Below are 13,031 nucleotides of genomic sequence, written 5' to 3' on the forward strand. Positions count from 1 at the left end.
CGGTCATTGTCTCGACCGTGTTACGCGGGTGCTAACGGGTCACTAAGCCTGCGGGTCGGCACCGCGGCGCCGGTCGGAGCTTCCCTGCGACATCAGGGGGTGACGCCGGCCGTGAGGGCGTGCAACAGGCGTGCGAGGTTGTGGATGTCGTCGACCGGCCAGTCCGCGAGCGCGGTCAGCAGGGTGTTCTCCTGGGGCTTGCGAGCCGCTTCGAGACGCTCGAGGCCGAGGGGAGTGGGAGAGAGCAGGCTGGAGCGGCCGTCCGCCGGATCCGCAGTCCGGCTGATCAGACCGAGGTGCTCGAGTTCGCGGACGGTCCGTGAGATCTGGCCCTTGTCGGCGGTGAGCAGGTCCGCGAGCGATGACTGCGTCACGCTCTCCTGACGCACGATCGTCGTGAAGACCTTGTACGCGCCGGGGAGCATGCCCGGACTGACGCGATTCGCATTCTCGGTGATGACGCGTCGGAAGCGATTGATGAGCTCGCTGAACTCGGCCTCGAGGGCGCGCACCGCTTCGGTGCGCGCCTCTCGAGTGTCGTTGTCGATCATCGTGGCCGATTCTAACCGCGGCGAGCGGATGCTCCGCCGGGGCCACGTCCGTCGGCGCCGGTCGTCTGCACACTGCCCGTAGCCGTCAGCACCTGCATGCCCTCGGGGACCGACACGGTGGCGAGGTCGGCTTCGCCGGCCGCCATACGCTCGCTGGTCGTCATGGTCGTGAGCGGCTTGTTCGGGAGGAACACGATCGCGATCAGGCTGATGATCGCGAACGGCACCGCGATGAGGAACGAGTGGGAGATGCCCTGGGCGTAGATGTCCTCGAAGATCACTCGGACGGCTTCGGGCATGGTCGACACCTGGGGCACCGTCCCGGCCTGCAGCTGTTGCGCGATGGCCGCACCCTTCTCGCCGAGAGCCGCGATGGCGGCACCCAGCTCGTCCTTGCGCTCGGCGACCAGCGAGGTCACCTGCGACGCGAGGGCGGCTCCCATCACGGAGACGCCGATCGTTCCGCCGAGGCTGCGGAAGAACGTGACTCCCGAGCTCGCGACCCCGATCTGCGTGGGCTCCGTCGTGTTCTGCACGATCAGCACGAGGTTCTGCATCGTCATCCCGACTCCCGCCCCCAGAAGGAACATGTAGAGCGAGACGAGCGCGAAGTTGGTGTCGTAGTGGATGGTCGACAGCAGGAACGATCCGGCGATCAGGAAGACCCCGCCGACGACCAGGAACGGCTTCCACTTCCCGAAGCGCGTGATCATGGCGCCGACGCCGATCGACGCGATCAGCAGCCCGCCGATCATCGGGATCGTCATGAGGCCGGCCTCGGTGGGGGTGGCGCCCCGCGCCAGCTGCATGTACTGGCTGAGGAAGACGGAGGCGCCGAACATCGCGATACCGGTGGCGATGGACGCGATGACCGACAGCGTGAAGGTCGGGTTGCGGAACATGGTGAGGGGGATCAGCGGCTCCTTCGAGCGCAGCTCCACGATCACGAACAGCACGAGGCCGAGGATCGCGCCGCCCACCATCAGGACGGTCTGCATGCTCCACCACTCGAAGCTGTCGCCGGCGAGCGAGACCCAGATGAGGAGGCTCGAGACGGCGGCCGAGAGCAGCACGATGCCGAGATAGTCGATGCTCGTCTTGCTCCGGGTGCGCGGCACGGTGTGCAGCGTCTTCTGCAGGATGATCAGAGCGAGCACGGCGAACGGGAGCGCGACGAAGAAGTTCCATCGCCATCCGAGCGAGTCGGTGATGACGCCGCCCAGCAGAGGCCCGCCGATCGTGGCGACGGCCATGACGGCCCCGAACAGACCCATGTACCGACCGCGTTCCCGCGGGCTGATGATGTCGGCCATGATCACCTGGCTGAGAGCGGCCAGACCGCCGGCGCCGATACCCTGCACGGCGCGGAAGCCGATGAGCATGTCGGGGCTGGTGGAGAAACCGGCGGCGGCGGTCGCGAGCACGAAGATCGCGATCGCTATCTGGATGAGCAGCTTGCGATTGAAGAGGTCGGCGAGCTTGCCCCAGACGGGCGTCGAGATCGCGGTGGTCAGCAGCGTGGCGGTGACCACCCACGTGTAGGCGGTCTGGGTGCCCTCGAGGTCGTGGATGATCACGGGGAGCGAGGTGGACACGACGGTCGATGCGAGCATCGAGACGAACAGGCCCAGCAGGAGGCCGGAGAGCGCTTCGAGCACCTGGCGGTGCGTCATCTTTGGCTTCTCGACGACATCCACGGCGGGAGTGGAGGACATGGTGTGGGCGGCTTTCTGGAAATCTGTATGTGCGGGTGCATGCGGCAGCGACGGCGCAGTAGTTGACTGACATCAACTATATAGATAATCGTTGACCCGTGTCAACTATTCCCTCGCCGGGCGTTCCAGGTGCGGAGGCGGACTGCGTCCGAACGCCGGCGTGACTCACTCCCGGTCGCTCTACGCGCGAAGCGAGTCGGAATGTCGGCGCGACGATCGGAGCTCGTGCGGAAGAGGCTCAGTCGGCGAGAGCGAGCGAGCGGAACATCTCGCGCGAGGGCGCTGCCGTCGGTCTCGCTGAGGGCGTCGTGCGCGGCATCCGCTCGACCCCATCGATGCCATCACCGGTCGGCGTCAGCGCCGAGCGCCGTTCGGTGGTGCGCCGGTAGAGCTCGTCGATGAGAGACGTCGCGAGGCCTACGAGCGTGCTGATCTCGCGTTCGTCGCGGTCGACCCAGGCGCAGCGCGGCTCGTCGCCGACGGGCACGAAGGCGTCGTGCTCCTCCCACACCACGAGTGTGCGTTCGGCGCCCAGCACGTGCTGCTGCCACCAGATCTGGCGCAGGTAGCCGCGCGGGATGCTCCGCCACGCCTTCTTCGTCGTCTTGATCTCGCACAGCATGACGCGGCCCGACGGGTCGACGGCGACGCCGTCGGGGGTGGCGAGGTGGCGCTTCTCTACGACCGCGTGGAACAGGGCGGATGACGGGGAGATGCCGTGGGTCGCGGCCACCCACGCGGCGATCTCGGGCTCGCGACGGCGACCGTGATCGGTGTAGGCGTTGCCCGAGAATCCCGAGCCGAGGAGCTTCGCATCGGCGGCACGGGCGATCGCGCGCTCCGAGGTGAGCGACGCGACGTCGGTGGCCGTGATCCCGCGCGAACGGGCCCTGATCCAGGCGACACGATCGCGGGAATCCGCGACGATGCGTGCGGCGAGTTCAGGGGTCACCGTTCGAGGCTAACCCCGGGTGCCGACGCGTGACGCCCGCGACACCCGGGACGCACGCACCGGCACCCGGCGCGCTGGCTAGAAGGCGGCGGCGCCGGCCTCGGCGACGGAGTGGTCCTGCTCGCCCGAGCCTCCGCTGACGCCCACTGCGCCGACGACGACGCCGTCGCGGGAGAGGGGGATGCCGCCGGCGAAGATGGCGACCTTGCCGCCGTTGGTGTTCTGGATGCCGAAGAACTGCTGGTTCGGCTGCGAGTTGTCGCCGAGGTCCTTCGTCGAGATGTCGAAGGCCTTCGACGTCCACGCCTTGTTGATCGAGATGTTGACGCTGCCGATCCACGCCCCGTCCTGACGGACGTGGGCGACGAGGTTGCCGCCCGAGTCGACGACGGCGATGTTCATCGGCTGGCCGATCTCGACGGCCTTCTTCTCGGCGGCGTCGATGACCCGACGGGCATCGGCGAGAGTGACAGTGGACATGGGTGTTCCTTTCGATCGGGCGGGTGTTCCGGGACGGATGCCTCGGGTCGAGGCATCCGGTCCCGGTGTCTTCATGGAAGATCTGGTCGAGCGTGAGATTCGCGTCAGGCGGCGATGTAGCCGTTCGGATCCAGCACGTACTTCTTGGCGGCTCCCTGGTCGAATTCCGCGTAGCCCTGCGGGGCATCGTCCAGGCCGATGGGGGTCGCGTTCACGGCCTTCGCGATCTGCACCTTGTCGTGCAGGATCGCCATCATCAGCTGCCGGTTGTACGTCATGACCGGGCACTGGCCGGTGGTGAACGAGAGGGACTTCGCCCACCCCGTGCCGAGGCTGATCGAGAGGGCGCCGACCTTCGCCGCATCGTCGATTCCGCCGGGGTCACCCGTGACGTACAGGCCGGGGATGCCGAGCGCGCCCCCCGCGGCCGTGATCGACATGAGCGAATTGAGGACGGCGGCGGGAGCCTCACGACCCGCGTCATCGCCGTGTCCGCGCGCTTCGAAGCCGACGGCATCCACGCCGCAGTCGACCTCGGGCACGCCCAGGATCTGTTCGATCTGCGCAGCCGGGTCTCCCCGCGAGACGTCGACCGTCTCGCACCCGAACGAGCGGGCCTGCGCGAGTCGGTCCTCATTCAGGTCGCCCACGATGACGACGGCGGCGCCGAGCAGCTGCGCGCCGACGGCCGCGGCGAGGCCGACCGGTCCGGCCCCGGCGACGTACACGGTGGAGCCCGGACCGACACCCGCGGTGTAGGCGCCGTGGAACCCCGTGGGGAAGATGTCGGACAGCATCGTCAGGTCGAGGATCTTCTCGAGAGCCTGGTCGCGGTCGGGGAAGACGAGCAGGTTCCAGTCCGCGTAGGGCACGAGCACGTACTCGGCCTGACCGCCGACCCAGCCGCCCATGTCGACGTAGCCGTAGGCGCTGCCGGGGCGGTCGGGGTTGACGTTCAGGCAGATGCCGGTCTTGCCCTCCTTGCAGTTGCGACAGCGTCCGCAGGCGATGTTGAAAGGCACCGACACGATGTCGCCGACCTTGACGAACTCGACGTCGGGCCCCACCTCGATGACCTCACCGGTGATCTCGTGTCCGAGCACGAGCCCGGCGGGAGCGGTGGTGCGGCCACGCACCATGTGCTGATCCGATCCGCAGATGTTCGTGCTGACGGTCCGGAGGATCGCTCCGTGCGGCACTTTGCGACCCACGTTCGCCGGGTTGACTCCCGGGCCGTCCTTGAGCTCGAACTCCGGATAGGGGGTGTCGACGACCTCGACCACGCCGGGTCCCTTGTACGCCACGGCTCTGTTGCCAGACATCAGTGTCCTCTCTGCGTGGGCCGCGGGGGCCCAGCGCGCGCGGGGTGATCCGCTCGCTCCAGCCTCACCGATTCTTTCGAGTGGTGCCATCGTCCCTCCGGGGCGTTCGGCCCACCCGAACGGGTGGGCCGCGGTACATTCATCGCATGGGATCAGTGCGGATCGCTCCGGGCGAACGGATCGCGGATGCCGCGGCATCCATCCCCCTCACGTCAGCGCCGGTCGATCCGATCGCCCTGCTTCGCGGCCTCGTGGACGTGATGGGCGGGCCCGCGACATCGACGGCCCGCAGGTTCTCGAGCCTCGTCGCGCCGCTCGTCGCGCACTCCGCAGTGATCGTGCTGGCCGCTGACACCGGTGGCGGGCAGCGCCAGGGCGCCGGCGACGCGACCTTCGCGCACGGCGTCTCGTTCATCGAGCTCGATCGGCTGCGCCGCGAACTCGCGCCGGGGTCGGTTCGCCGTGCTCCCGTGGAGGTGGGGGAGGGGTCCGTCCCGTCGCTGCAGGTCGTGTCGGCCAACGGCGTGCTGCTCCTGCTGTCCCGCCCGCACGATGACGGACCGGACGACGTCGTGCTCGCGCTGTGGAACGTCGTGGCGCTCCACCTGCAGGAGACGGCGGACGCGGCATCCCCCGACTACCTGCAGCAGGCACGGGCCAGTTCGGGGGTGCGGATGGAGGCGTTGACCGAGCTCGCCGACGAGTACTCCACGACCTTGGAGACCGTTCTGGCGGCGCTCCGTTCGACGAGCCTGGACGACCGCGGGGCCCGCCGGACCGCGACCGGGATCGCGGCGGAGGGACTCGTGCATCTGCGGACGGCGAGCGACCGGGTGCGCACCTTCACGGAGGAGCCCGTGGCCACCGCGTTCGAGAGGCTGCGCGACGACCTCCGCCCGCTCGTGCGCTACCGCGACATCGACGTGCAGTTCGTCGAGCCGCCGGTGAACGGCAGGGCCCTGCCCAGCGAGATCGCCCACGGTGCGCGGGCGGTCGTACGGGGGTCGATCCTCGCGCTGGTCGACCGGCACGATGTGAGTCGGGTGCGGGTGCAGTGGGACTGCGACGGCACCAATCTGCTCATCAACGTGCGCGATGACGGACCGGGCGATCTCACCGGGGAGAGCGTGCAGCTGCTGCTCGTACGCCAGCGGGTCGTCGCGCTCAACGGCCGGCTGTCCTTCGAGGCGACCCCCGGGTGGGGGACGGAGATGTCGGTCGTGATGCCGTTGGATCCGCCGACCGCGCTCGCCGCGGAGTCGCCTGCCTGGGAGCTCGGCCCGCGGGAGGCCGAGGTGCTCGAGCTGCTGATCGCCGGGCAGCGCAACCGCGAGATCGCCACGCAGCTGGGCATCAGCGAGAACACGGTGAAGTTCCACGTGGCGAAGATCTTCCGCAAGCTGGGCGTGCGCTCGCGCGCCGAGGCGACCGCCTTCGTGCTGGCCCACCGACCGGGCATGTCGCGCCGCTGAGCTCGCGCGCCGGCCGCGCTCCGTCCGTGCACCCGACGCCACGTCGCGCTCTCGGCGAAGGCGCCGGAGGCGCCGCGCACGTCGGGGGAGGGAGAGGCGGGTGCCCGTCGATTTGGCTCGGGCACCGGCATCCCGTACTCTGGGAGAAGCCAAAGACCGCCGGTCATCGACGTGCGCGCAAGCGCACGGGATCGAAGCACTGCATCGCAGGGGCCCGCGCAGGTGTACGAACGAACTCCAGGGTTCCAGCTCCGTGCGCTTGCGCCGGAGCTTTTTTGTTGCCCGCTTCGGACCGGATGAGCGGATGCTGCGGCCGACGCCCCGTCATTGCGGAGCGTCTCTTACACACAAGGAGTGGCCATGGCGCAGAAGGATGCATCGGTCGCCGAGCTCACGAAGAACTTCGAGGACTCGACCGCCGTTCTGCTGACCGAGTACCGCGGTCTGACGGTTGCTCAGCTCAAGGAGCTGCGCAACAGCATTCGTCAGGATGCGGAATACGCCGTGGTGAAGAACACGCTGACGAAGATCGCCGCGAACAACGCGGGGATCTCGTCGCTGGACGAGGAGCTCACGGGCCCCTCGGCCATCGCTTTCGTGCACGGTGACCCTGTCGCCGTCGCGAAGGGTCTGCGTACCTTCGCCAAGGCGAATCCTCACCTCGTGATCAAGGGCGGGTACTTCGACGGTGCCCCCCTGACCGCGGATGAGGTCAACAAGCTCGCCGACCTCGAAAGCCGCGAAGTCCTGCTGGCGAAGCTCGCCGGCGCGATGAAGGCCTCGCTGTTCGGCGCCGCATATCTGTTCACCGCACCGCTGTCCAAGACCGTTCGCACGGTCGAGGCGCTGCGTGAGAAGCAGGAGTCCGCAGCCTAGGCCTCGGCCCCGACTGCGGTTGATTCGAAATACCAACAAGGAGAAACATCATGGCAAAGCTCACCACTGACGAGCTTCTCGACGCCTTCAAGGAGCTCACGCTCATCGAGCTCAGCGAGTTCGTGAAGAAGTTCGAGGAGACCTTCGAGGTCACCGCTGCTGCTCCGGTCGCCGTTGCCGGCCCCGCTGCCGCTGGTGGCGCCCCCGCCGAAGAGGTCGAGGAGCAGACGGCGTTCGACGTCGTGCTCGAGGCCGCAGGCGAGAAGAAGATCCAGGTCATCAAGGTCGTCCGCGAGCTCACCTCGCTCGGCCTCGGCGAGGCCAAGGCCGTCGTCGACGGTGCACCCAAGGCCGTCCTGGAGGGTGTCTCCAAGGAGGCGGCCGACAAGGGCAAGGAAGCACTCGAGGCTGCCGGCGCGACCGTCACGGTCAAGTAGTCCACTCGCAAGAGTCAACGAAGGCCCCGGATGATGCATCCGGGGCCTTCGTGCGTTCTCGGCGCCTCCGACCGAGGCTCACTCGCTCCCCGAGGTGGCCACCGTCACGCGGGGTCGGAGGGGGGCGGTGGAGTTGCGGACGATCAGTCGGGGCTCGATCTTGATCTCGACCGGGTCGGCGGTGGGTTCGGCGAGGGTCTGCAGCAGCAGTCGCACAGCGGCCGCACCCTGCTCACGGGGCCGTTGCTGCAGGGTGGTCAGTGCGAACATGTCCGCGTATTCGTGGTCGTCGATGCCGATGACGCTGAGGTCGCTGGGGACCTGGATCGCCAGACGCCGTGCCGCGATGATCGTGCCGATCGCCACCTCGTCGCAGACGGCCACGACAGCTGTGGGGCGCGAGCGCGGGTCGCTCAGAAGGTCGACGGATGCCGCGTACCCACCCTGCAGTGTGATGGGGGAGCGCGCGTGCACCATCGAATCCGCGAGTCCCGCGGCCGTCATCGTCGAGACGTATCCGCCGTAACGACGGCGATCGACATTGGCCCAGTGCCCGTCGGCGTCCCCTCCGACGAAGGCGATGTCTCGATGGCCGAGGGCGATGAGATGATCCGTCGCGCGCGAGACCGCGTTGTCGTCGTCGATCGAGATGGCGCTGGTCGCACCGCCGTCGCCGACCACACTGACGATGGGCCGGCCGATCGTCAGCAGCCGCTCGATCTCGCGATCGCCCGGCTCGAGGCCCACGGCGATCAGCCCGTCGAACCTCTTGCGGGCGAGGAAATCGTCGAAGATCGACGCGCGACCTGAGCTCCCCGGCTTCGCGTCGTACAGGGTGAGATCGAGGCGCGCGTCGAGCAGAGCATCCTGGATGCCCTCGAGCACTTCGGCGAAGAACCATCGGTTCAGGTAGGGCATGATCACGCCGATGTTCTGCGTGCGTCCGGTGACCAGGCTCGCCGCGTTGCTGGAGGCGACGTAGTTGAGCGACTGGGCTGCCGCCTCGACGCGGGATCGCGTCGAGGCGGAGACGTATCCGCGGCCGGTGAGCGCGCGGCTGGCGGTGGCCTTCGAGACGCCCGCCAAGCGTGCGACGTCCGTGATCCCGCTCATGGGCTGCTCCCTCCTTTGGGGCGGCGACGCACTGCCGGCGGTGGGGTGCGCGTGACCAATATCAGAACATAGCGACTCCTGTTCCGTTTCTGGAACCGGTTTCACTTACCGATATGAAGCCGTAATGCCCGTGGGAGCGATCCCATGGGGGTTATCGAGTCGTGATGAAGTTGCCTTGCATTCCCTGGGATACATCGCCTAACGTGTCTGTGGAATCGGTTCCCGGTGGGTCGGGAACGGTTCCGCGCGCAACTCGCGCCGAGGACTCAAGGAGGAGCAATATGAACGGAATGCGATCGAGCAGCCGTCGACGTCTGGTGTGGGGGATCGGTGTCGCCACCGTCGCCACGCTCACGCTGGCAGGCTGCGCCGAGGGCGGCGACAGCGGCGGCTCCGGCTCCGCATCCGGTGGAGCGGGCGAGACCGTCCGCATCTCGGGCGGTATCACGGGCACGGAGGCCGATGCCCTCAACCAGAGCTTCGAGAAGTTCACGGCCGACACGGGCATCAAGGTCGCCTACACCGGTGACAAGAGCTTCGAGGGCAACATCGTCACGAAGGTGACCGGTGGCGACGCCCCCGACATAGCGATCGTCCCGCAGCCGGGTCTGCTCAAGACCCTCGTCGAGACCGGCGAGGTTCAGCCCGGGTCCGACGCCGTCAGCGCCAACGTCGACGAGTACTGGGACTCCGGGTGGAAGTCGTACGGCACGTTCGACGACACGTTCTACGCGGCGCCGATGCTCGCGAACCTCAAGGGCTACGTCTGGTATTCGCCGGCGCAGTTCGCCGAGTGGGGCGTCGAGGTCCCCAAGACGTACGACGAGCTGCTCGCTCTGACCAAGACGATCCAGGAGACGACGGGCACCGCCCCGTGGTGCGCCGGATTCTCGTCCGATGCCGCGTCGGGCTGGCCGGGCACCGACTGGATCGAGGACCTCGTCCTGCGTCAGTCGGGCGCCGACGTCTACGACCAGTGGGTCGCCGGTGACGTGAAGTTCACCGACGCGCCCATCAAGGACGCGTTCGACGCCGTCGGGGAGATCCTCCTCAACCCGAGCTACGTCAACGCGGGCTTCGGTGACGTCAAGAGCATCAACTCGACCGCCTTCGCGGACGTCGCGGCCAAGGTCGCCGACGGCACGTGCGCGCTGACGCACCAGGCCTCGTTCCTCTCGGCCAACTTCCTCACGGTGAAGAACGCCGCGGGCGAGACCCCGACGATCGCCCCCGACGGTGACGTGTACGCGTTCATCCTCCCGGGCATCAAGGAAGGCGAGCTCGCGGTAGAGGGCGGCGGCGAGTTCGTCGCCACGTTCTCCGACTCCGAGGCAGTGCAGAAGGTCGCCGAGTACATGTCGACGCCCGAGTGGGCAGACGCCCGTGTGAAGCTCGGCGGCTCCATCTCGGCCAACAAGGGCGCCGACCCGACGCTTGCTTCGAGCGAGTTCCTGGTCGAGGCCATGAAGGTCGTTCAGGACCCGAACACCACGCTCCGCTTCGACGCGTCCGACCTCATGCCGGCCACGGTCGGTTCGGGATCGTTCTGGAAGGGCATGGTCAACTGGATCGACGGCAAGCCCACCGACCAGGTGCTGAGCGACATCCAGGCCGGGTACGCGAACTGACCTTCGCGGCCGCCTAGCCACCCCTGAGCCTCGGCGGGACCGTTCGCATCGCGAGCGGTCCCGCCGAAGGCTCTCCCTCTTCTCCGGCCGATTCCGGCCGCAACGTCTGCACCGCATCCAAGTCCACCGCCGTACTCGGAAGGGTCCACATGTCCGGCACCAAAGAAGCCCCCACGACGGGGGCGATCCCCGCTCCCGCGGGAGATACGCACTCGGGAGAGTCCCCCTCTCCCCGGAACAGGACCACGCTGCTGGTCGTGGCCGTCGGCCTCATCCTCGTGGTGGCCCTGTTCCTGTTCATGGTCACCCGCGCGCCGGTCGAGACCAGGCCGACGACGCTCGGCTTCTCGCTGAACAGCTTCTTCATCTGGCTGGGCGGCCTGAATCCCATCATCCAGATCCCGCTCATCCTGGTGGTCTTCGGTGCGGTGGTGGGTCTCATCCTGCTGCTGATCGAGTACGCGCCCCGTTCGGGCAAGGGGTATTTCTGGCTCCGGCTGATCGCGTGCTTCGCGATCCCGACGCTCGCGTTCATGCTGCTGCGGCCGTACCAGAACGCCGTCATCTGGGTCATCGGCATCGCACTCCTCCTCGGCGCGATCCTCTTCTACGCCGACTACCGGTCCCGCCAAGGCGCCGGCTACCTGTTCCAGCTGGTGTTGTTCACGGCCCCCGCGGCGATCCTGCTGCTGGTCGGCCTGATCTACCCCGCGATCTCCACCGTCTGGCAGTCGTTCTTCGACAAGACGGGAGAGACGTTCGTCGGACTCGAGAACTACATCTGGACCTTCACGAACCCTGAAGGCTTCTGGTCGGTCATCAACACCATCATCTGGGTGCTGCTGGCCCCCACGATCGCGACGGTCGTCGGCCTCGCGTACGCGGTGTTCATCGACAAGGCGCGCGGCGAGAAGTACCTCAAGGTGCTCATCTTCATGCCGTTCGCGATCTCGTTCGTGGGTGCCGGCATCATCTGGAAGTTCGTCTACGACTTCCGGCAGGGCGACCAGGTCGGCGTCCTGAACGCGATCGTCACGTTCTTCGGCGGCCAGCCGGTGTCGTGGCTCGATGCGCAGCCCCTCATCAACACGTTCCTCCTTCTGGTGGTGTTCATCTGGAGCCAGACCGGCCTCGCGATGGTCATCCTGTCGGCAGCCATCAAGGCGGTGCCCGCGGAGCAGATGGAGGCGGCGCAGCTCGACGGGACGAACGCGTGGGAGCGGTTCATCAACGTCACCGTCCCCGGCATCCGCTCGTCCCTCATCGTGGTCGTCACCACGATCGCCATCGGAGCACTGAAGGTCTACGACGTCGTCGCCGTCATGACCGGCGGTCGCGCGAACACCACGGTGCTCGCCTTCGAGATGGTCAACCAGCAGCAGCGATTCCAGAGCTACGGTCACTCCGCCGCACTGGCCGTGGTGCTGTTCATCTTCGTGTTGCCGCTGATCATCTTCAACGTCAACCAGATCCGCAAGCAGAGGGAGATCCGATGACCATCGGAACCGTGGTGATCGAGCCCAACCTCGACCCGCGATCGGCCCGGCAGGTCGAACGCGAGACACGCAAGCACGAGGCGATGGCACGTCGTCGCCTCACTTCCAAGGGAGCGACGATCGCCGCTGTGGCGATCGCGTTCTTCTGGACGATCCCGACGTTCGGCCTGTTCGTGACGTCCTTCCGCCCGGGTGCCGACACGCAGTCGACCGGCTGGTGGACGGTGTTCACCGACCCGAACTTCACGCTGGAGAACTACTCGCTGGCGCTGACGTCGGGCGGAACCGCGCTGACGCTCGGTGCGTCGTTCCTCAACTCGCTGGCGATCACGATCCCGGTGGTCATGTTCGCGCTGGCGATCGCGTCGCTCATCGCGTACGCCTTCGCGTGGATCGACTTCAAGGGACGCAACTTCTTCTTCGTGTTCGTGTTCGCTCTGCAGATCGTGCCGTTGCAGATGGCCCTCGTGCCGTTGCTCAGTCTGTTCTCGCGTGGCCTGACGATCAACGAGGTGACGATCTTCCCCGGATTCGACCTGCGGGGCATCGAGCACTCGTTCGCCACGGTGTGGATCGCGCACACGATCTTCGCGATGCCGCTGGCGATCTTTCTCCTGCACAACTTCATCGCGGAGATCCCTCACGAGGTCATCGAAGCGGCGCGGGTGGACGGGGCCGGTCACGGCCAGATCTTCTTCCGGCTGATCCTGCCGCTGGCGGCGCCGGCGCTCGCGTCGTTCGCCGTGCTGGAGTTCATCTGGGTGTGGAACGACCTGCTGGTGGCGACGATATTCGCGCCATCAACATCTCTCCCGTTGACACAATCGCTGAACTCCCTCTCGGGCACGTGGGGAGACCAGTGGTTCCTTCAGGCGGCGGGTACCTTCATCTCGATCCTCGTGCCGCTGATCGTGTTCTTCGCGCTGCAGCGCTTCTTCGTGCGGGGTCTGCTCGCCGGGGCCACGAAGGGCTGATCGGGCATCCATCGA

12 protein-coding genes are annotated in these 13,031 nt (G+C 67.3%); 6 read left to right on the forward strand and 6 right to left on the reverse strand.

The window, feature by feature from the left end; all coding sequences use genetic code 11:
• Positions 1-92 precede the first annotated feature (92 nt).
• From ACFXOO_RS02165 to fdhA, 5 genes are all read right to left on the reverse strand, one after another.
• Entirely contained in the window at positions 93-551 is a 459-nt protein-coding gene (locus tag ACFXOO_RS02165) for a MarR family winged helix-turn-helix transcriptional regulator (protein WP_378837414.1), read from the reverse strand.
• An 11-nt stretch (positions 552-562) separates the two neighbouring features.
• On the reverse strand, positions 563-2,224 hold the full coding sequence (locus tag ACFXOO_RS02170) for an MDR family MFS transporter (protein ID WP_394562669.1): 1,662 nt from the start codon (positions 2,222-2,224) through the stop codon (positions 563-565).
• A gap of 280 nt (positions 2,225-2,504) precedes the next feature.
• Positions 2,505-3,218, reverse strand: a complete 714-nt coding sequence (locus ACFXOO_RS02175) for a YqaJ viral recombinase family protein (RefSeq protein WP_378837419.1) — start codon at positions 3,216-3,218, stop codon at positions 2,505-2,507.
• Positions 3,219-3,296: 78 nt separating this feature from the next.
• Positions 3,297-3,698, reverse strand: a complete 402-nt coding sequence (locus ACFXOO_RS02180) for a heme-binding protein (protein ID WP_378837421.1) — start codon at positions 3,696-3,698, stop codon at positions 3,297-3,299.
• A 104-nt stretch (positions 3,699-3,802) separates the two neighbouring features.
• A complete protein-coding gene (gene fdhA / locus ACFXOO_RS02185) occupies positions 3,803-5,020 on the reverse strand; it encodes a formaldehyde dehydrogenase, glutathione-independent (RefSeq protein WP_394562670.1) in 1,218 nt (405 codons plus the stop codon).
• A 146-nt stretch (positions 5,021-5,166) separates the two neighbouring features.
• On the opposite strand from fdhA, the gene ACFXOO_RS02190 reads away from it, so the two are divergent.
• The 3 genes from ACFXOO_RS02190 to rplL all read left to right on the forward strand — a co-directional run bounded on the left by ACFXOO_RS02190 (position 5,167) and on the right by rplL (position 7,805).
• A complete protein-coding gene (locus tag ACFXOO_RS02190) occupies positions 5,167-6,492 on the forward strand; it encodes a LuxR C-terminal-related transcriptional regulator (protein ID WP_378837426.1) in 1,326 nt (441 codons plus the stop codon).
• A gap of 360 nt (positions 6,493-6,852) precedes the next feature.
• Complete coding sequence (gene rplJ / locus ACFXOO_RS02195) at positions 6,853-7,368, forward strand: 50S ribosomal protein L10 (RefSeq protein WP_378837428.1); 516 nt, start codon at positions 6,853-6,855, stop codon at positions 7,366-7,368.
• A 50-nt stretch (positions 7,369-7,418) separates the two neighbouring features.
• A complete protein-coding gene (gene rplL / locus ACFXOO_RS02200; protein ID WP_378837431.1) occupies positions 7,419-7,805 on the forward strand; it encodes a 50S ribosomal protein L7/L12 in 387 nt (128 codons plus the stop codon).
• 78 nt (positions 7,806-7,883) lie between these two features.
• On the opposite strand, the gene ACFXOO_RS02205 is transcribed toward rplL, so the two are convergent.
• Positions 7,884-8,918 (reverse strand): LacI family DNA-binding transcriptional regulator, encoded by a 1,035-nt coding sequence (locus ACFXOO_RS02205; RefSeq protein ID WP_378851884.1) that lies wholly within the window; start codon positions 8,916-8,918, stop codon positions 7,884-7,886.
• A gap of 290 nt (positions 8,919-9,208) precedes the next feature.
• Between ACFXOO_RS02205 and ACFXOO_RS02210 the strand changes: the two genes are divergently transcribed.
• The 3 genes from ACFXOO_RS02210 to ACFXOO_RS02220 all read left to right on the forward strand — a co-directional run bounded on the left by ACFXOO_RS02210 (position 9,209) and on the right by ACFXOO_RS02220 (position 13,016).
• Positions 9,209-10,546 carry an ABC transporter substrate-binding protein gene (locus tag ACFXOO_RS02210; protein ID WP_378838607.1) on the forward strand — a complete coding sequence of 446 codons (1,338 nt, stop codon included), beginning with the start codon at positions 9,209-9,211 and terminating at the stop codon, positions 10,544-10,546.
• Between the two features lie 149 nt (positions 10,547-10,695).
• Positions 10,696-12,042: a carbohydrate ABC transporter permease gene (locus ACFXOO_RS02215; protein WP_378837435.1), complete on the forward strand. Its 1,347-nt coding sequence runs from the start codon at positions 10,696-10,698 to the stop codon at positions 12,040-12,042.
• The gene (locus ACFXOO_RS02220) at positions 12,039-13,016 is read left to right on the forward strand and encodes a carbohydrate ABC transporter permease (protein WP_378837438.1); all 978 of its coding nucleotides are present in this window, start codon (positions 12,039-12,041) and stop codon (positions 13,014-13,016) included. The genes ACFXOO_RS02215 and ACFXOO_RS02220 overlap by 4 nt, the downstream gene beginning before the upstream one ends.
• Positions 13,017-13,031 lie beyond the last annotated feature (15 nt).

This window comes from Microbacterium sp. P03 (genome assembly GCF_043556235.1).
Lineage (GTDB): Bacteria > Actinomycetota > Actinomycetes > Actinomycetales > Microbacteriaceae > Microbacterium.

Bases quoted from the DNA above. Each gene is read 5' to 3' on its own strand.
- fdhA (WP_394562670.1), bottom strand. From the start codon at position 5,020: ATGTCTGGCAACAGAGCCGTGGCGTACAAGGGACCCGGCGTGGTCGAG.
- ACFXOO_RS02190 (WP_378837426.1), top strand. From the start codon at position 5,167: ATGGGATCAGTGCGGATCGCTCCGGGCGAACGGATCGCGGATGCCGCG.
- ACFXOO_RS02215 (WP_378837435.1), top strand. From the start codon at position 10,696: ATGTCCGGCACCAAAGAAGCCCCCACGACGGGGGCGATCCCCGCTCCC.
- ACFXOO_RS02220 (WP_378837438.1), top strand. From the start codon at position 12,039: ATGACCATCGGAACCGTGGTGATCGAGCCCAACCTCGACCCGCGATCG.
- ACFXOO_RS02165 (WP_378837414.1), bottom strand. From the start codon at position 551: ATGATCGACAACGACACTCGAGAGGCGCGCACCGAAGCGGTGCGCGCC.
- ACFXOO_RS02180 (WP_378837421.1), bottom strand. From the start codon at position 3,698: ATGTCCACTGTCACTCTCGCCGATGCCCGTCGGGTCATCGACGCCGCC.
- ACFXOO_RS02205 (WP_378851884.1), bottom strand. From the start codon at position 8,918: ATGAGCGGGATCACGGACGTCGCACGCTTGGCGGGCGTCTCGAAGGCC.
- rplL (WP_378837431.1), top strand. From the start codon at position 7,419: ATGGCAAAGCTCACCACTGACGAGCTTCTCGACGCCTTCAAGGAGCTC.
- ACFXOO_RS02170 (WP_394562669.1), bottom strand. From the start codon at position 2,224: ATGACGCACCGCCAGGTGCTCGAAGCGCTCTCCGGCCTCCTGCTGGGC.
- ACFXOO_RS02210 (WP_378838607.1), top strand. From the start codon at position 9,209: ATGCGATCGAGCAGCCGTCGACGTCTGGTGTGGGGGATCGGTGTCGCC.
- rplJ (WP_378837428.1), top strand. From the start codon at position 6,853: ATGGCGCAGAAGGATGCATCGGTCGCCGAGCTCACGAAGAACTTCGAG.